19 protein-coding genes and 1 riboswitch are annotated in these 16,598 nt (G+C 71.7%); of the genes, 6 read left to right on the plus strand and 13 right to left on the minus strand.

What is annotated here, in order from left to right; all coding sequences use genetic code 11:
• Positions 1–70: 70 nt before the first annotated feature.
• Positions 71–1,612: an ATP-dependent DNA ligase gene (locus HALOF300_RS18050; RefSeq protein ID WP_156742296.1), complete on the plus strand. Its 1,542-nt coding sequence runs from the start codon at positions 71–73 to the stop codon at positions 1,610–1,612.
• 19 nt (positions 1,613–1,631) lie between these two features.
• Here the strand turns inward: HALOF300_RS18050 and soxR are convergent, their stop codons facing one another.
• Positions 1,632–2,072: a redox-sensitive transcriptional activator SoxR gene (gene soxR / locus HALOF300_RS18055; protein ID WP_156742297.1), complete on the minus strand. Its 441-nt coding sequence runs from the start codon at positions 2,070–2,072 to the stop codon at positions 1,632–1,634.
• Between the two features lie 120 nt (positions 2,073–2,192).
• Between soxR and HALOF300_RS18060 the strand changes: the two genes are divergently transcribed.
• Genes HALOF300_RS18060 through HALOF300_RS18070 form a run of 3 tightly spaced genes read left to right on the plus strand, consistent with a single transcriptional unit; the run spans position 2,193 to position 5,509 of the window.
• On the plus strand, positions 2,193–3,608 hold the full coding sequence (locus HALOF300_RS18060) for an MFS transporter (protein ID WP_156742298.1): 1,416 nt from the start codon (positions 2,193–2,195) through the stop codon (positions 3,606–3,608).
• 14 nt (positions 3,609–3,622) lie between these two features.
• Positions 3,623–4,579 (plus strand): NAD(P)-dependent oxidoreductase, encoded by a 957-nt coding sequence (locus tag HALOF300_RS18065; RefSeq protein ID WP_156742299.1) that lies wholly within the window; start codon positions 3,623–3,625, stop codon positions 4,577–4,579.
• 12 nt (positions 4,580–4,591) lie between these two features.
• Positions 4,592–5,509, plus strand: coding sequence for an acyl-CoA thioester hydrolase/BAAT C-terminal domain-containing protein (locus HALOF300_RS18070; RefSeq protein ID WP_156742300.1), 918 nt, complete (start codon positions 4,592–4,594; stop codon positions 5,507–5,509).
• Between the two features lie 30 nt (positions 5,510–5,539).
• Here the strand turns inward: HALOF300_RS18070 and HALOF300_RS18075 are convergent, their stop codons facing one another.
• Positions 5,540–5,950: a hypothetical protein gene (locus HALOF300_RS18075; RefSeq protein WP_156742301.1), complete on the minus strand. Its 411-nt coding sequence runs from the start codon at positions 5,948–5,950 to the stop codon at positions 5,540–5,542.
• 178 nt (positions 5,951–6,128) lie between these two features.
• Here HALOF300_RS18075 and HALOF300_RS18080 point away from each other — a divergent pair, with 178 nt between their 5' ends.
• Both HALOF300_RS18080 and HALOF300_RS18085 read left to right on the plus strand, forming a co-directional pair.
• Complete coding sequence (locus HALOF300_RS18080) at positions 6,129–6,623, plus strand: SRPBCC domain-containing protein (protein WP_156742302.1); 495 nt, start codon at positions 6,129–6,131, stop codon at positions 6,621–6,623.
• Positions 6,620–7,012, plus strand: coding sequence for an ArsR/SmtB family transcription factor (locus HALOF300_RS18085; protein WP_197522651.1), 393 nt, complete (start codon positions 6,620–6,622; stop codon positions 7,010–7,012). Before HALOF300_RS18080 ends, HALOF300_RS18085 begins: the two co-directional genes overlap by 4 nt.
• 20 nt (positions 7,013–7,032) lie before the next feature.
• On the opposite strand, the gene HALOF300_RS18090 is transcribed toward HALOF300_RS18085, so the two are convergent.
• The 11 genes from HALOF300_RS18090 to hemQ form a co-directional block, all read right to left on the minus strand.
• Positions 7,033–7,857 (minus strand): aldo/keto reductase, encoded by an 825-nt coding sequence (locus HALOF300_RS18090; RefSeq protein WP_156742303.1) that lies wholly within the window; start codon positions 7,855–7,857, stop codon positions 7,033–7,035.
• 69 nt (positions 7,858–7,926) lie between these two features.
• Entirely contained in the window at positions 7,927–8,340 is a 414-nt protein-coding gene (locus tag HALOF300_RS18095) for a hypothetical protein (protein ID WP_156742304.1), read from the minus strand.
• A 24-nt stretch (positions 8,341–8,364) separates the two neighbouring features.
• Entirely contained in the window at positions 8,365–9,543 is a 1,179-nt protein-coding gene (locus HALOF300_RS18100) for an LCP family protein (RefSeq protein WP_197522652.1), read from the minus strand.
• Between the two features lie 251 nt (positions 9,544–9,794).
• Positions 9,795–10,181: a DMT family transporter gene (locus HALOF300_RS18105; RefSeq protein ID WP_156742306.1), complete on the minus strand. Its 387-nt coding sequence runs from the start codon at positions 10,179–10,181 to the stop codon at positions 9,795–9,797.
• 1 nt (position 10,182) lies between these two features.
• On the minus strand, positions 10,183–10,497 hold the full coding sequence (locus HALOF300_RS18110) for a DMT family transporter (RefSeq protein ID WP_156742307.1): 315 nt from the start codon (positions 10,495–10,497) through the stop codon (positions 10,183–10,185).
• Between the two features lie 10 nt (positions 10,498–10,507).
• Positions 10,508–10,573, minus strand: a riboswitch (guanidine-III (ykkC-III) riboswitch).
• Positions 10,574–10,651: 78 nt separating this feature from the next.
• Complete coding sequence (locus HALOF300_RS18115) at positions 10,652–11,959, minus strand: glutamate-1-semialdehyde 2,1-aminomutase (RefSeq protein ID WP_156742308.1); 1,308 nt, start codon at positions 11,957–11,959, stop codon at positions 10,652–10,654.
• Entirely contained in the window at positions 11,956–12,948 is a 993-nt protein-coding gene (gene hemB, locus HALOF300_RS18120; RefSeq protein WP_269455310.1) for a porphobilinogen synthase, read from the minus strand. The genes HALOF300_RS18115 and hemB overlap by 4 nt, the downstream gene beginning before the upstream one ends.
• Positions 12,945–13,700: a uroporphyrinogen-III synthase gene (locus HALOF300_RS18125; protein ID WP_156742309.1), complete on the minus strand. Its 756-nt coding sequence runs from the start codon at positions 13,698–13,700 to the stop codon at positions 12,945–12,947. Before HALOF300_RS18125 ends, hemB begins: the two co-directional genes overlap by 4 nt.
• A 7-nt stretch (positions 13,701–13,707) precedes the next feature.
• Positions 13,708–14,628 carry a hydroxymethylbilane synthase gene (gene hemC, locus HALOF300_RS18130; RefSeq protein ID WP_156742310.1) on the minus strand — a complete coding sequence of 307 codons (921 nt, stop codon included), beginning with the start codon at positions 14,626–14,628 and terminating at the stop codon, positions 13,708–13,710.
• Positions 14,625–15,782 carry a ferrochelatase gene (locus HALOF300_RS18135; protein ID WP_156742366.1) on the minus strand — a complete coding sequence of 386 codons (1,158 nt, stop codon included), beginning with the start codon at positions 15,780–15,782 and terminating at the stop codon, positions 14,625–14,627. Before HALOF300_RS18135 ends, hemC begins: the two co-directional genes overlap by 4 nt.
• Before the next feature lie 77 nt (positions 15,783–15,859).
• Complete coding sequence (hemQ, locus tag HALOF300_RS18140) at positions 15,860–16,573, minus strand: hydrogen peroxide-dependent heme synthase (protein WP_156742311.1); 714 nt, start codon at positions 16,571–16,573, stop codon at positions 15,860–15,862.
• Positions 16,574–16,598 lie beyond the last annotated feature (25 nt).

Genomic DNA, 16,598 nt, shown 5'->3' on the forward strand with positions numbered 1-16,598 from the left:
ACACGAGCGTAGGTGCACGCCTTGCTCCCGCTCCCCCACGGTTGTCGGTGTCACGCGCCACAATGGGTTGATGCGACTCGCGGAGGTGGTGGCCACGTCGGCCGTGGTGGCCTCGACCCGGTCCCGGAAGGCAAAGGTGGCCGCCCTGGCGCAGGCCCTGGAGCGCGCCGAGCCGGAGGAGATCGAGACGGTGACGGCGTACCTGTCCGGAGCTCTGCGGCAGCGACGCGTCGGCGTCGGGTGGCGCTCCCTGACGGAACTGCCGGCGCCGGCCGGGTCTCCGTCGCTCGGCGTCTCCGAGGTGCACGAGGGCCTCGATGCGATCTCCCGCTTCGCTGGGGCCGGGTCCCAGGCGGCGCGGTCCGCGGCCGTCGCCGAGTTGTTCGGGCAGGCGACGGCGGAGGAACAGTCGTGGCTGCGTGGCGCCATCACGGGCGAGTTGCGCCAGGGCGCCTCCGACGCACTCGTACAGGACGCCGTGGCGGCCGCGGCCGGGGTGCCGGTGGCGCAGGTACGCCGGGCGGCGATGTTCGCAGGGGCCACGCTGCCGGTTGCCGTCGCGGCTCTGACCGGCGGGACGGCAGCGCTCGCGGAGTTCCGGCTCCAGGTGGGCCGGCCGGTGCTGCCGATGCTCGCCTCCAGCGCACCGGACCTCGACGGGGCGTGGCAGAAGCTCGGCGGCGATGCGGCCCCGCTCGCGGTGGACCACAAGCTCGACGGGATACGGATCCAGGCGCACAAGGACGGCGACCGGGTGCTGCTCGTGACCCGCTCCCTCGAGGACATCACCGACCGGCTGCCGGACGTGGTCGCGGTGGTCCGGGCGCTGCCGGCCGAGCGCGTCGTGCTCGACGGCGAGGCCCTCGCCCTGGGCCCGGACGGCCGGCCCCGGCCGTTCCAGGAGACGGCGTCGCTCACCTCGACGGGCACCGCCGGCGCGGCCGCGGTAGCCCGCGCTGGTGCGATCACGCCCTACTTCTTCGACCTCCTCCTGCGCGACGACACCGATCTCCTCGACGCGCCCGCCTCCGAGCGGTGGCGCCACCTGGAGGAGCTGGTGCCGGCCGCACAGCGGGTGCCGCGGCTGCTGACCGACGACGCCGACGCCGCCCGGGACTTCCTCGCCGGCGCCATCGCGGCAGGGCAGGAGGGCGTCGTCGTGAAGTCCACCGACGCCCCGTATGCCGCAGGCCGGCGCGGCTCGGCATGGGTGAAGGTGAAGCCGGTACACACCCTCGACCTCGTGGTACTCGCCGTCGAGCGCGGCAGTGGACGACGCCGTGGCTGGCTCTCGAACATCCACCTCGGCGCCCGTGATCCCGAGACCGGCAGTTTTGTCATGCTCGGCAAGACGTTCAAGGGGATGACCGACGAGATGCTCGCCTGGCAGACCGCCCGGTTCGAGGAACTGGCGACCGAACGCGACGACTGGGTGGTGCGCGTGCGCCCGGAGCAGGTGGTCGAGATCGCGTTCGACGGCATCCAGACGTCGTCGCGCTATCCGGGCGGCGTCGCCCTCCGATTCGCGCGCGTGCTCAGGTACCGCGACGACAAGACGGCCGGCGAGGCGGACACCATCGACACCGTCCGCTCATTTCTCGCCACGGGCTAGTGCGCCCCACCTCCTGACGTCAGATTCGTCGAGGTCCGGGGCCATCCTCTCCGAGCGCGTCCTCGGGGTTGAGGAGGCGGCACGCCTTGAGGGAGACGCAGCCGCATCCGATGCATCCGGTCAGTTCGCGTTGCAAGTGGTCGAGCTGGGTCCGTCGCAGCTCGAGCTCGGTGTGCCACAGCTTCGCCACCCGCCGCCAGTCACGCAGGGACGGGGAATGATCCAGCGGGAGGCTCGTGAAGACCTCTTGCACGTCACTCAGCGGAATGCCGAGCCGCTTCGCGACGACGATCAGTGAGATCCGTCGCAGCATGTGGCGTCGATACCGGCGCTGGTTGCCCGCGGTGCGCGTAGAGGCGATCAGGCCAAGCTGCTCGTAGAAGTGCAGCGCCGACACTGGGACGCCGGTGCGATGCGAGACCTCGCCGATGGCGAGGAGATCGTCGGGTTCCAGCGCCATCGTTTCTCTCCTTGACCTCAAGTTCACCTGAGGTATTAGCGTGCCATCAGGACGCTCGCAGAGGCGTCCGAGACACACTTCGTCCGCCCGACTCCACCCACGCGCGAAGGACATCGCTGAATGACGCAGGACCAGCAGGTCACGGATCCCACCGGTACATGGCGCGAGCTACTCGGCCGGCAGTACGCACCCATCGCAGCCGTTCTCGCCGGCGGTGTGCTGCTGGAGGCGAGCAACGTCTACCTCACCACGAGCCTCCTCCCTACGATCGTCGGTGAGATCGGCGGCGCGGAGTTCTACGCGTGGACGATGACGGTATTCCTGCTGGCTTCCGTGGTCAGCTCGATGCTGGTGAGCAGGATCCTCACTCAGCAAGGGGCCGTGCGGGCGTACCTCCTCGCCCTCGGCCTCTTCGCGCTCGGATCCCTACTGTGCGCGGGCAGCCCGTGGATGTCGGCACTGCTTGCTGGGCGTGCCGTGCAGGGGCTCGGCGGCGGTCTGCTCGCGGGCCTCGGCTATGCGCTCATCCAGCGAGCGCTGCCCGAACGGCTCTGGGCACGTGCCGCTGCGCTGGTGTCGGCGATGTGGGGGGTCGGCAACATCGTCGGGCCCGTCGTGGGAGGCGTGTTCGGACAGCTCGACGCCTGGCGCGCCGCATTCGTCGTGCTGGCGGTCGTGGCCGTTGTCATCTGCGTGCTCGTCGTTCGATCGATGCCGCGAACCTCTCGAGGTCGCCCAACCGAGCCGGTGCCGTGGGCGTCCTTGCTCCTGCTGACGGGTGGCGTCGCCGCGGTGAGCGTGGCGAGTGTCGTCCCGACGGGTCTCGCCACCGCGGTGGCACTGCTCGTCGGCGTCGGGCTCGGTGCGCGGTTCATCCGCCATGAGCGGCGCAGCGGCAGGGGCATCCTGCCGAAGGTCACGTTCGCGCGGGCGTCCTCGCTTCGCTGGGTCTACCTGACGGTCGCGGTTCTGGCCTTCGGAATCGGCACCGAGGCATTCATCCCGCTGTTCGGTCAGGAGATCGGAGCGCTGAGCCCGTTCGTGGCCGGACTGCTCGGAGCAGCATTGTCGCTGGGATGGTCCGTCACTCAGATGTTCGCTGCGAATGTGACGGGAGACAGGGCCCGTCGCAGGCTCATCGTGGCGGGACCGCTGGTGGTGGCAGCGGGCCTCACGGCATACGGACTGCTTCAGCAGGATGGCCCATCGGGCACGGTCATCGCCGCGTGGTTCCTCACCCTGTTCGCAGCGGGAGCCGGGATCGGGCTCGGATTCCCGCACCTGACCGTCGCAGCCCTCGGCAGCACCGACGGCGAGGAAGAGGGAGCGAAGGCGGCCGCCGCGGTCAACACGGTCTTCATCATCGCGAGCGCCTTCAGCGCCGCGCTCGCCGGAGTGGTGGTGAACGTCGCCGCACCTGACCTCGTCCGCTCAGCGCAACTGCTGATGCTCGTCTTCGCGGGCATCTCCGTTCTCGGCGTGATCGCCGCAGGCAGAGCCGCTTCGGGCGTCGGCCGTCGAGCTGCCGCAAACTGAACGAAAGGAAGATCATGACCACGAACAGCCAGGTCACCGTGCTCGGTCTCGGTGAGATGGGGTCGGCGCTCGCGAGAACCCTCGTAGACCGCGGATATCGCACGACAGTCTGGAACCGCACCGCGACCAAGGCCGCGCCACTGGCCGCGACCGGTGCAGGCGTCGCCGCCACGGCGGTGGAAGCCGTGGCAGCGAGCCCGCTCGTCATCGTCTGCCTCCTCGACAGCGCGGCGGTGGACGCAGTCCTCCCCAGGATCGAGTCGTCCGTATCGGGCAAAGTCCTGGTGAATGTGACCAGTGGTTCTCCTGTCCAGGCGAGAGCGAACGCGGACTGGGCGCGCGAGCGCGGTGCGCAGTACCTCGACGGCGGCATCATGGGAGATCCGACGTACGTGGGCACCCCGAGTGTCATGTTCTCCTTCAGCGGCGACCGTGGTGCTTTCGAAGCCCATGAGTCGACGCTGCAGGCGCTGGGTGCAATCGCGTACTACGGCGAGGACGCCGGTCTGGCGGCTGTGGAGTTCCTGGCGCAGGTGGCGGTGGGTTACGAGTTCCTCATCGGACTGCTGCACACCTTCAGGCTCGTGAGGGCGGAGGGGGTCGACGTCGCGAAGTTCGCGCAGCGTGTCGCCGCCTCGATCGGCGGGTATGTGCCGCTGGTGAACGCCTTCGGCACCGCCGTCGCGGACGGCGAGTACGCGCCCGATCTCGGCTCCCTGGATGTTCAGGCCGCCCTGATGGACGACCTGATCAGCCACCGGGAGTCTCTCGGCATCGATGCGGTGCGGATGCGGGAGGTCAAGATCCTGATGGATCGGCGGATCGCCGACGGCCACGGCGATCAGGGTTTTTCGAGCCTGTTCGAGCTGCTGAGGGCGAGCGGACGATCGTCTCCCACCTCCACGTCCGGTTGGGAACAAGCAGAGAGCACGGAGGACCGCGGACGGACGCCTTCCGCATCGCCGCACTAGGATCCATGGTTCATGGACGTCGACAAGACCCCCATCCGCAAGCATGGCCTCGTCGGGCTGCTCTGCACGCCGCGCACCGACGCGCCGGCGCCGGGCGTCCTCCTCGTGGGCGGGTCCGAGGGCGGACGGCACGACCAGGATGCGATGGTCCTCGCCGCTGAGGGGTTCACCGTGCTCGCCCTCTCCTACTTCGCCGACCGCGGGCTCACGCGGGTCCTCGTGGACATCCCGCTCGAACTCTTCTCACGAGGCCTCGACCTGCTCGAGTCGGTCAGCGAGGGCCGGACCCTCGGTATGACCGGCGGCTCCCGGGGCGGCGAGGCCGCCCTGCTGGTCGCCGCGCACGACCACCGGGTCGGCGCGGTGGCGAGCATCGCCGGCAGCGGTGTGGTCACGCAGGGCATCGACTACGGCGCCGGGCTCCTGCCCCAGATCCTGCGACGCGAGGTCGCGTCCTGGACGCTCGGCGGCGAGCGACTCCCCTACCTGCCGTACGGGAACCTCGACGAGATCGACCGGCTCGTGGCCGCGACCGAGCCGGTGCCGCTCGGCGTCGCGTTCCCGCCGGTGCCGACCGACCCAGACGAGCTCGAACGCGTGAGCATCCCGGTCGAGCGCATCTCCGGGAAGGTACTCTCCATCTGCGGCGACGAGGACCGGATGTGGCCCAGCGACGCCTACACCCGAGTAGCCGTGAACCGGCTGGCCGCCCACGACCGAGCCGGTGACATCGAGCACGTGGTGCTGACCGGCGTGGGGCACCCCATCGCCGGGCCTTCCGGGCCCCCGTTCACGAGCACCCTCTCGCCCGGCCCTGGCGTGACCTTCGAGATGGGCGGGTCGCCTCATGCCAACACCGCCGGGCGGGCGGAGGCCTGGCGTCGCACCGTCGAGTTCTTCCGCCGCGAGTTGAGCCCTGACCTGCCATGAGCTGACGGCGGTGGGGGGCGACCGGTCCGCTCAGTCGTCGCTGGGCAGGAACAGTGCGACGACCGCGGTCAGGGCCGCGGGAATGTAGAAGACGCCGATGCCCAGGAGCGTGAAGAGGGCGAACGCGATCAGCAGCACAGCGGTCAGCACCGCGGTGATCCGGCCCTTCACGAACAATGGGAGCCCGGCCAGCAGCACCGGGACCGCGAGAACACCCAGCACGGCCGGACCACTCAGCGCGATCAGGCTGATCCGCTCGATGTCCGCCGGGGACTCCGTAGCGGCCTGACCCGGGACCAGGAAGATCGGCACGAACACCAGGACCACGAACGCCACCGCGGCCAGCACGAGCGCGACCCGGTGGGCGAACCGCCGGGTCAGCGGTGGTCTGCGGTGGCGGTCGGGGTCACGCTTGCCGCCGACGGCCGGGGTGTCGGACATGACTTGACCCTATCGATCGACCGTCCCTCCGGGACTGCAACCGAAACGTTGCGCCATTGTCATCCGTGATCTATGGTTTAACTGCAACCGAACGATTGCAGCAGACTCGATTCGGCACTCGCTGAATCGGCCACGCCTCGATCAACCACACAGCAGCTACTGACCAGGAGAATCTCCCATGAGCATCGACCACGCCGTCGCCGACCTCGACGCAGGCACCATCACCCGCACGATCCGGATCGAGGCACCGATCCGAACCGTCTGGACCGCCCTCACCTCTGCCGAACACATCGCCACCTGGTGGGGCCACCCCTCGGAGTTCCCGGACGGCTGGCGGGCCGGCTCCCTTGGCCACTTCGTCTGGGAGGACCACACGTTCCCGGTCCGCATCGACGAACTCGAACCGCAGTCCGCGTTCGCCCTCACCTGGGGCGATCTGGACACCACCGCGTTGGAGCAGTCCGCGGCCGCCACACAGGTTCGGTTCACCCTCGCCGCTGACGGCGACACCACCACGGTCACCGTCCTCGAGACGGGCTTCGACCGCCTCGACGCGGCCGCCCGGCGCGCCGCGATGGACGAGAACACCGGCGGCTGGAACACCGTCCTGGACGCCCTCCGCGACTACACCGCGGGCCGGGCCACTCCCGCCGACCTCCAGGCCGTGCGATGACGCCCCCGCCGACCACCGACCGAGCGGCGCCCGCCCTCGCGAGGCGAGGTGCGCCGTCGGGCACCGCCGTGCTCGACCCGGTGCCGCTGTGCGCGGCCCTCGCGGACGCGACCAGGTGGGAGATTCTCGCGGTGCTCGGCGACCGGGACGCCTCGGCCAGCGATCTCGCCGAGGAGTTGCCGATCTCACGGCAGGCGATCGCCAAGCACCTGCAGCAGCTCGCGGCCGTCGGGCTCGTGGAGCCGGTCCGGGTGGGCCGGGCGATCCGCTACCGCGCCCTCGGTGCCCGGCTCGGTCAGCTCGCCCGGCACCTCGAGACGATCGGCCGCGGTTGGGACGCCCGGCTGTCCCGGCTCAAGGATGTCGCGGAGGCCCTGCACCGCGGCTGACCACGCGGCCCGAACCCGGGTCAGTGGCCGACGACGTCCGAGTCGGCCACGTCCGCGTCGCCGGTGTCGAGGGCGTCGATCCCGGCGATCTCGTCGGCAGTCAGCTCGAAGTCGAAGATCGCGATGTTCTCAGCGATCCGCCCCGGGTTCGCGGACTTAGGGATCGGCACCGCCCCGGTCTGGGTGTGCCAGCGCAGCACCACCTGGGCCGGGGTGCGCCCGTGCGCCTGCGCGGCCTGCGTGATCGCGGGCTCGGCGAGCAGGTCACCGGCCTTGCCGAGGGGCGTGTAGGCCTCGGTGAGGATGCCGTGCTCGGCGTGGAAGGCCAGCTCGGCGCGACGCGGGTTGCGAGGGTCGCGCTTGATCTGGTTCACGTCCGGCACCAGGCCGGCATCGAGGACCGCCTGCAGGTGCGCGGGCTTGAAGTTCGAGACCCCGACGGCGCGGATCAGCCCCTCCTCACGCAGTGCGACGAGGCCTCGTACGGCCTCGACGAACCCGCCGAACGCGGGCCGGGGCCAGTGCGCCAGGAACAGGTCGATGTAGTCCACACCGAGCCGGGCCGCGCTGGCCTCGAACGCCTGCCGGACGCCGTCGTAGGAGTGCCACTTCTCGTTGAACTTCGTGGTCAGGAACACCTCGCCACGGTCGATCCCGGAGCGGCGCACGCCCTCGCCCACGCCTGCCTCGTTGCCGTAGTTCTCGGCGGTGTCGATGAGCCGGTAGCCCGCGCCGATCGCGGTCTCGACGGCCGTGGCGACATCCGCGTCGTCCATCGGCCAGGTGCCGAGACCCAGGGCGGGGATGGTGGTTCCGGAGGTCAACGTCAGGGTAGGTGCAGTCATGGGCACGAGTCTGTCATCCGTGCGCCGCCCTGGGGCAGGTGCGACCACGCCCTGAACTACAACCGGGCCTCACTCCTGCCCTGAGCGCCGCCGGACCAGCAGGGCGACCACGGCCGCGATGGCGGCAGGCGCGTAGAACAGCCCGATCGACGCACCACCGAGCGCCATCAGGAACACGAGCAGCGCCGCACACGCGATGGTCACCCCGGGCAGCCGCCCGCTCGGGATCAGCAGTGGCACCACGGTCAGCAGCACCGGTACGAGCAGCGGAACCAGCACCCCGGGTCCGTTCACCTCCACCAGCGTCGCCGTGAAGTCCTCGGTGCCCTCGGGGGTGGTCGTGGTTCCCGTATAGAGCGGCATCACCAGCAGCAGCACGAATGCCGCGCAGGCGAGGCCGAACGCGACGAACTGCCACACCCGCGCGGTGGTCCGGTACGGGGCGCGCGTCGGTGTGGACTCAGTGTCGGCGACGGAGCTCATGCCTCGAGTGTCCCACTACCGGCGTCAGCAGGCGCCGGTGAGATCACCCGCGCTGGCACCGGTCGTCCCGGCCTCGGACGGCGCCTGCGAGGCTGCTCCCTCCGATTCCGTGCTGTCCGACGGCGGCGCGCCCGTTGGGGCGTCGACGTCGCCCGGTGTGGTGGTCGCCGAGGCGCCCGGCGTGGTGGCACCGTCGGAGTCCTCGGCGCCGAGGATCGGCTCGTCCGCGGCCATCGCTTCCCAGATGTCATCGACCGCGTTGGTCCAGACGACCCGGTTCGGGTCCTGCGGGTACGCGGCGTAGGGGGTGGTGAGGAACACCACGTCATCAGCGGAGAGGGACCGCAGGCTCAGGGCCAGACCGGCCATGCCGGTCAGGGACGAGAGATTCGCACTCATCGTCAGCGAGCCGAGTGCCGCGTTGACCATCCCGTACAGCGCCGGGCCGTCCGTGAGGATGTTCCGGGAGAGGACCTCCGCCACCATGGCGGACATCAAGTGCTGCTGGCGTTGGATCCGGCTCGTGTCGGAACCGTCGCCGAGACCGGCGCCCGTGCGGGCGCGGGCGTAGCCGAGGGCCTGCTCCCCGGTGAGGGTCTGCTGCCCGGCATCGAGGTAGAGGTTCGCCTTGGGTGCGGAGATCTCCTCCGGGATGCAGATGTCGATGCCGCCGAGCGCGTTGACCATCTCGACGAAGCCGCCCATCTCGACCAGGACGAACCCGTCGATGATGAGCCCGGTGGCCGACTGGGCGAGGTTGATATCGCAGGCGACCGCGGACTCCTTGTCGCCGCCCACCTGCCACCCGGTCGCGTAGGCCGCGTTGTACTGCCCGTACCAGCCGCGGATCGTCTCGCCGGACGTCGTCGGGCAGTCCGGGATCTGGATCATGGTGTCGCGCGGGATCGAGACGAGTTCGACGCGGGACCGGTCCGCGGAGATGTGGGCGATGATGTGCGTGTCCGCCAGCACCGAGTCGGTTCCGTCGGCGACGGCACCATCGGCGCGACTGTCCGAACCGATGATGAGGATGTTCAGCGCCGTGCCCGCGTTCGGGTCGGCCGGCGGCGCCGGGGCGACGGTCTCGCCATCATCACCGGTGGGCTGCACGACCAGAGCGCCCGGATCGATGACCTCCACCTCGGACTGCAACTGGGCGAACACCGTGCCGCCGAAGGTGAGGGCGAAGGCGAGCGCGCCCACCACGCCGACCGCTGCGGTTCTCAGCGGGCCGCGCCGGATCCTCCGGGCATGCCGAGGCCGACGTGTGGGCAACCCTCGATCCGTGGGTGTGGAGTTCCGGGCGCGTTCGGTCGTGGGGCGGCCGGACCGTCGGATCGGGACCGAAGACCTGGCGTGGCGGGCGGATGGCATCGCCCCGATTTTAGGATCACTGCGCGCCGATATCCGCACACTCGCGGGCGCGCGCCGTGGACGGATGGTGCAGGATTGCGTCAGTCCCGATCCGACTCCGTCGGCACCGACTCCACCGCAGCGTCAGTGCCCGCGGCGGACGCCTCGGATCGGGTCGGCACCAGCTTGAGGCCGACGACCGCGCCGATGATGCCGAGGATGAACACGACCTTCCACACCGAGACCGATTCGGCACCGGTGGCGATCGCGTAGGTCACCGTGAGGGCTGCGCCGATCCCCGTCCAGACCGCGTAGGCGGTCCCGATCGGGATGGACCTCATGGCTCGCCCGAGCCCGAGCATGCTGAGCGTGAGGGCGACGACGAACACGATCGTCGGGACCAACTCGCTGAAGCCGTCCGACTGCCCGAGCGCGGTCGCCCAGACGGCCTCGAGGACGGCGCTGAGGAGCAGGATGAGCCACGGCATCTCAACTCACCACCTTGAGGCCGACGACGCTGCCGACGAGCAGGACCAGCAGCGCGATCCGCGCGATCGACGCGGGTTCCTTGCGCGTGATCATCGCCCAGACGACGGTCAGTGACGCACCGATGCCGACCCAGACGGCGTAGGCCGTGCCGGTCGGCAGGGTCGTCATCGCGTACGCGAGACCGGCCATGCTGGCGAGCATGGCGACGACGAACAGCACCGACGGGCGAACCCGCTTGAAGCCGTCTGAGGCGGACAGAGCCGAGGCCCAGACCGCCTCGAGCATTCCGGACAGGACAAGAATCAACCAAGCCATGATGAGGCCTTCTGAGTCAGTCTTGTCGCGATGCGGGTACTGCTCCCTCGTCCGCAGACCCTCCTCGGGCCTCATCGACCAGGGTAGCCAAACAGGTCGACGGCGTCCACGTGGGTTCGGTCACCACCTCACGTCGGTCATCGGCCGGCTCCGGTCAGCCCGGCGTGGCCGCGGCGGCCGCCCGCGCGGCCGCGGGCAGGGCCGCGAGGATCTGCTCGACTGCTGCGTCGTCGTGTGCGGCCGAGACGAACCAGGCCTCGAACGCCGAGGGCGGCAGGTTCACCCCGGCGTCGAGCATCGCGTGGAAGAACGGCGGGTAACGCCACGCCTGCGCGGCCTTGACCTCGTCGTAGGTGCGCGGCCCGGGCCCGGACCAGCCGCACTCGCCCGGGCTGCCGAACGCGAACGAGAACAGGTTGCCCGCCCGCTGCACCGCGACCGGGACTCCCTCGGCTGCCAGGGCGGCCCGCACGGCTTCCGCGATCGTGTCGGCGGCGGCGTCCACCCGGGCGTACACGCCGCCGTCGGCCAGGCGCAGGGTCGCCGCGCCGGCGGCGACCGCCACCGGGTTCCCGGACAGGGTGCCGGCCTGGTAGACCGGCCCTGCCGGTGCGAGCATCCGCATCACGTCCGCCCGGCCGGCGAGCGCCGCGACGGGCAGGCCGCCGCCGATGACCTTGCCGAACGTGAGCAGGTCCGGGGTCCAGCCGCCCTCGAGGCCCCACCAGCCGGCCGGGCCCACCCGGAACCCGGTGAGCACCTCGTCGGCGATGAACAGGGCACCCTCGGCGTGGGCGATCTCGGCGACTGCGGCGTTGAATCCAGGGTTGGGCGCCACCACGCCCATGTTCGCGGCGGCGGCCTCGGTGATGACGGCGGCGATCCTGCCGGGGTGGGCGGCGAACGCGGCTCGCACGGCATCCAGGTCGTTGTAGCCGATCACGATGGTCTGCGCGGCGAACGCGGCGGGCACCCCGGCCGAGCCGGGCAGGGACAGGGTGGCGACCCCGGACCCGGCCTCGGCGAGCAGGCCGTCGGAGTGGCCGTGGTAGTGCCCGGCGAACTTGATGATCAGGTCCCGGCCGGTGAACCCGCGGGCCACCCGCAGGGCCGTCATGGTGGCCTCGGTGCCGGTGGAGACGAGCCGGACCAGCTCGGCGACGCCCACCCGCTCCCGGATCAGCTCGGCCAGCTCGATCTCCCCCGGGGTGGGCGCCCCGAACGAGAGCCCACGGGCCGCGGCCTCCTGCACCGCGGCGACGACCTCCGGGTGCGCATGCCCGAGCAGCGCCGGCCCCCACGAGCCGACCAGGTCCACATACTCCCGCCCGGCCGAGTCGGTGACCCGCGGGCCGCTCGCGGAGACGAGGAACAGCGGGTCCCCGCCCACGCCGTTGAAGGCGCGCACGGGCGAGTTCACCCCGCCGGGGATCACGGCGGCGGCGCGGTCGAACAGGGTCATCGGGGGTCCGTTCCGGGCAGCTGCCCACGAGTGAGTCGGTCGGCCAGTTCCACGGCCCAGTAGGTCAGCACGGCGTCCGCGCCGGCCCTCTTGATGGACAGCACCGTCTCGGCGATCGTGCGGTCCCGGTCCAGCCAGCCGTTCGCGGCGGCGGCCTCGACCATCGCGTACTCGCCGGAGACCTGGTAGGCCCAGACCGGGACCGGGGAGGTGGCGGCGACGTCGGCCAGCACGTCGAGGTAGCTGAGCGCGGGCTTGACCATGACCACGTCCGCGCCCTCGGCGACGTCCAGGTCCGCCTCCCGGGCACCCTCGCGGCGGTTCGCCGGGTCCAGCTGGTAGCTGCGCCGGTCCCCGGTCAGCTGGGAGTCGACGGCCTCGCGGAACGGCCCGTAGAACGCGGAGGCGTACTTGGCTGCGTAAGCCAGGATCGCGACGTCGGTGTGGCCCTGCGCATCGAGGGCGTCCCGGACGGCGGCGACCTGGCCGTCCATCATGCCGCTCAGTCCGAGCAGCGCGGACCCGGCGCGGGCCTGCGCCAGGCCCATCTCTGCGTACCGCTCGAGGGTGGCGTCGTTGTCGACCCGGCCGGCGGCGTCCAGGACCCCGCAGTGGCCGTGGTCGGTGAACTCGTCCAGGCACAGGTCCGTCTGGACGACGACGGCGTCCCCCACCTCCGCGGCGACGGCGGCGGTGGCCACGTTCAGGATGCCGTTCGGGTCGGTGGCGCCGGTGCCGGTCGCATCCCTGACCTCGGGCACGCCGAACAGCATCAGCCCACCGACCCCGGCCTCGGCGGCCTCGGTCGCGGCCCGGCGCAGGGAGTCGAGGGAGTGCTGGAGCACCCCCGGCATCGAGGCGATCGGCCGGGACTCGGCGGCCTCGATGACGAACATCGGCAGCACCAGGTCGCTCGGGTGCAGGCGGGTCTGCGCGACGAGTCGGCGCATGGCCGGGGTGGCTCGCAGACGGCGGGGTCGGATCCTCAACTGACGTCCTCCAGTGCCCTGATCAGGGCCTCGATCGTGCGTTCGGGTGCGACGACGTCCGCGCGGAGGCCGACGGCGGCCGCGTCCTGCGCGGTCACCGGGCCGAGGCAGGCGATGGTCATGGCGGCGGGCAGGTCGAACCGGGCCAGCGACTTTGCCACGGAACCACTGGTGACGAGCGCGGCGTCCGCCCGGCCGGCGGCCAGGTCCGCGGCAGTGGCCCCCTCGACGGCCAGCTCCTCGACGCGGTAGCCCACCACGCTGTCCACCCAGTGCCCACGCTCGCTCAGCCCGTCGGCCAGGGTGTCCCGGGCGAGCTCGGAGTGCAGCACCAGGACCCGGGACGGGCTGGGGATCGCCGATGCCCTACGTGACACGGCCTCGATGCCCGCGAGTTCCCAGGCCTGCAACAGGCCCTCGGCGCTGAAGTCCGACTCCGGGACCAGGTCCACCGCGAATCCGGCACCCTCGAGGGCGGCGGCCGTGGCCGGGCCGACGGCGGCGACCTTGGCCAGCACGTCCGTGGAGGCATCGAGGACTCCGACGGTGGCCGCCGACGTCACCACCAGCCAGTCGTAACCGCCCGCGGCGAGCCGGTCCAGTGCGCCACGGACCTGCGCGGTGTGCAGCGGGCGGGTGTCCACCAGCGGCACCACCCAGCCGGTCGCGCCGCGCTCGGCGAGCAGGTCACAGACCCGCTCACCCCAGCTACCGCCCCGAGGGACCAGCACCGTGCGACCGGCGAGCGTCATCGACGCCTCAGCCCGTGATCCATGCACCGGCGCCCGCGGCGATCAGGTCGGCCGCGACCGCGCTCCCGATTGCCGCCGCCTCATCCGGCCGGCCGCTCGCGGTGGCGGTTCGTGACTCGCCACCGCCCGGACGGTACGCCGACCCGGAGACCGTCAGGACGCCGTCGGACACCGTTGCCGTGGCACCCACGGGGGCGGCGCAGCCGGCCTCGAGGGTGGCGAGCAGGGACCGCTCGGCCGTCGCGGCGGCCCAGGCGTCCACGTCGTGGATCCCTGCCAGGGCCGCAGCCAGGGGCGTGCCGGTCGCGTCACCCTCGCGGATCTCGACGGCGAGCACCCCCTGCCCGGGTGCGCCCGGCCACGTGTCGAGGCCGAGCTCGACGGTGATCGCGTCGGCCCGGCCGATGCGGCGCAGCCCGGCCGCGGCGAGGATCACGGCGTCGAGCTCGCCGTCGCTGACGAAGCCGAGGCGGGTGTCGACGTTGCCGCGGATGTCCACGACCTCCAGGTCCGGGCGCGCGGTGCGCAACTGGGCCGCGCGGCGTGGGGACCCGGTTCCGACCCGGGCGCCGGCAGGCAGGGTGGCCAGGGTCAGTCCGTCCCGAGCGCACAGGGCGTCGCGGGCGTCCTCACGCGGTGGGGTGGCGGCCACGACCAGGCCGGGGTGCGGGGTCGTCGGCAGGTCCTTGAGGGAGTGCACCACGGCATCACACTCCCCCGCCAGCAGAGCGGTCCGCAACACCGCGGCGAACACCCCGGTGCCACCGAGGGAGGCCAGCGAGGCCCGGCTCCGGTCCCCCTCACTGGTCATCGGCACCAGTTCGGTGCGCAGCCCCGCGGCGGTCAGCGCGTCGGCGACGGTCTGCGTCTGGGTCCGTGCGAGCCGTGATGCACGGGTGCCGATGCGGGTGAGGGCGACGGCGGTCACGGTGCCAGCCCGGCCACCGCGGGTCGGAAGCCCCGGCGGGCGTTCTCGCAGCACCCGGGGCGGCAGACGTCGTACCAGGGCCCGAGGGAGGTCAGCGCGGGCCGGGCCGCGACCGGAGTGCCCTCGAGCCGTTCGACGACGAGATCCACCAGGCCCGCCACGAACTTCGGGTGGATGCCTGGCGTGGGCACCCGCGCGGCCGCGATCTGGTGCTCGGCGGCGGTCTCCATGGCCTCGGTGTCGAGGTCCCAGGCCACCTCCATGTGGTCGGAGAGGAACCCGAGCGGCACGATCACCACGCCGTCGACGCCCTTGGCCGGGAGCTCGGCGATGGCGTCGTTGACGTCCGGCTCCAGCCAGGGCTGGCTGGGCGGGCCGGAGCGGGACTGGTAGACGAGCTGCCAGGGCGTCTCGGGCTCGCCGATCGCCTCCATGACCACCTCGGCGACCGCACGGTGCTGCGCGGCGTACGCGCCGCCGTCGCCGAGGCCGAGCTCGGCGGGGCCGGAGCGCTGCGCGTCGCCCATCGGGATGGAGTGGGTCGCGAAGAGCACCTCGATGGTGCTCGCGCCGTGCTCGCGCAGCGTGGCCAGCCCGGCCGCGACACCGTCGACGAACGGGGCCACGAAGCCCGGGTGGTCGAAGTACTGGCGCACCTTGTCCACCTCGAGGACGCCCCCGAGGCCGGTGTCCTCGAGCGCGTCGGCGAGGTCCTCGCGGTACTGCCGGCAGCTGGAGTAGGAGGAGTACGCGCTGGTCGGGATGGCGAGCAGGCGGCGGTGCCCCGCGGCGTCGGCCTCCCGGAGCGCGTCGTTGAGGTAGGGGTCCCAGTTGCGGTTGCCCCAGTAGATCGGCAGCTCGATGCCACGGCCGGCCAGCTCGGTCTCGAGCGCCGCCTTGAGCTGGCGGTTGTGGGAGTTGATGGGGCTCACCCCACCGAACGCTCGGTAGTGGTGGGCCACCTCCTCCAGGCGCTCGTCCGGGATACCGCGGCCGGCGGTGACGTTGCGCAGGAACGGTAGGACGTCGTCCTGTCCCTCGGGGCCGCCGAAGCCGGCCAGCACGATCGCGTCGTAGGCGACCGGCTCGGTCACGTGCTCGGGTCCGGCCTGGGCGGCCGGCGGGGCCGCGGGGACGACGGCGCCGGGAGCCATCGCCACGGTGGTGGCGGGGGCGGGCTTGCGGCCCCGTCGGGGGGCGCTGCTCGATTGCTCCGTGGTGTCCACCGTGCTCACGCCAGCACCTGCGCGAGCTCGGCGACGCTGACCCGGCGGCCGGTGTAGAACGGGGTCTCCTCGCGCACGTGGCGGCGGGCGTCGGTGTAGCGCAGGTCCCGCATCAGGTCCACCAGGTTCGCGAGGTCGTCGTCCTCGAGGGCGAGGATCCACTCGTAGTCGCCGAGCGCGAACGCGGCGACGGTGTTGGAGAGCACCGACCGGAACTGTGAACCGCGGCGGCCGTGGTCGGCGAGCATCTGCCGGCGCTCGTCCTCGGGCAGCAGGTACCACTCGTGGGAGCGCACGAACGGATAGACGGTCAGCCACGCGGCCGGCTCCTTGCCGCGCAGGAACGCGGGCACATGCCGGGCGTTGAACTCCGCCTCACGGTGCATGCCGAGCGTGTTCCAGGTCGGTAGGAGGCTGCTCAGCAGGGCGGTGCGACGCAGGTCCCGCAGGCCCGCCTGGAGGTCCTCGGCGCGGTCGCCGTGGATCCAGATCAGCGCGTCCGCGTCGGCCTTGATGCTGGAGACGTCGTAGAGCCCGCGCGTGGTGACGCCGGCTGCGGCCAAGCGCTCGATGGTGGCCTCGACCTCGGCGACGGCGGCATCGGAGACGTCCGCGGCGCGGTGGGGGTCACGGCGCAGGACCGACCAGAGTGTGTAGCCCTCGGGGTTCTCCTCGGCGGCCGTCTGCTGGGGGTTCGACGCGTTGCTCTCGGTGGTCACCCGATCACCATAAACCCGCACCAGA

The organism is Occultella aeris (assembly GCF_902703175.1).
Classification (GTDB): domain Bacteria; phylum Actinomycetota; class Actinomycetes; order Actinomycetales; family Beutenbergiaceae; genus Occultella; species Occultella aeris.

Coding starts and splice junctions, on each gene's coding strand:
- HALOF300_RS18050 (WP_156742296.1), top strand. CDS start 71: ATGCGACTCGCGGAGGTGGTGGCCACGTCGGCCGTGGTGGCCTCGACC.
- soxR (WP_156742297.1), bottom strand. CDS start 2,072: ATGGCGCTGGAACCCGACGATCTCCTCGCCATCGGCGAGGTCTCGCAT.
- HALOF300_RS18060 (WP_156742298.1), top strand. CDS start 2,193: ATGACGCAGGACCAGCAGGTCACGGATCCCACCGGTACATGGCGCGAG.
- HALOF300_RS18065 (WP_156742299.1), top strand. CDS start 3,623: ATGACCACGAACAGCCAGGTCACCGTGCTCGGTCTCGGTGAGATGGGG.
- HALOF300_RS18070 (WP_156742300.1), top strand. CDS start 4,592: ATGGACGTCGACAAGACCCCCATCCGCAAGCATGGCCTCGTCGGGCTG.
- HALOF300_RS18075 (WP_156742301.1), bottom strand. CDS start 5,950: ATGTCCGACACCCCGGCCGTCGGCGGCAAGCGTGACCCCGACCGCCAC.
- HALOF300_RS18080 (WP_156742302.1), top strand. CDS start 6,129: ATGAGCATCGACCACGCCGTCGCCGACCTCGACGCAGGCACCATCACC.
- HALOF300_RS18085 (WP_197522651.1), top strand. CDS start 6,620: ATGACGCCCCCGCCGACCACCGACCGAGCGGCGCCCGCCCTCGCGAGG.
- HALOF300_RS18090 (WP_156742303.1), bottom strand. CDS start 7,857: ATGACTGCACCTACCCTGACGTTGACCTCCGGAACCACCATCCCCGCC.
- HALOF300_RS18095 (WP_156742304.1), bottom strand. CDS start 8,340: ATGAGCTCCGTCGCCGACACTGAGTCCACACCGACGCGCGCCCCGTAC.
- HALOF300_RS18105 (WP_156742306.1), bottom strand. CDS start 10,181: ATGCCGTGGCTCATCCTGCTCCTCAGCGCCGTCCTCGAGGCCGTCTGG.
- HALOF300_RS18110 (WP_156742307.1), bottom strand. CDS start 10,497: ATGGCTTGGTTGATTCTTGTCCTGTCCGGAATGCTCGAGGCGGTCTGG.
- HALOF300_RS18115 (WP_156742308.1), bottom strand. CDS start 11,959: ATGACCCTGTTCGACCGCGCCGCCGCCGTGATCCCCGGCGGGGTGAAC.
- HALOF300_RS18125 (WP_156742309.1), bottom strand. CDS start 13,700: ATGACGCTCGCCGGTCGCACGGTGCTGGTCCCTCGGGGCGGTAGCTGG.
- HALOF300_RS18135 (WP_156742366.1), bottom strand. CDS start 15,782: ATGGCTCCCGGCGCCGTCGTCCCCGCGGCCCCGCCGGCCGCCCAGGCC.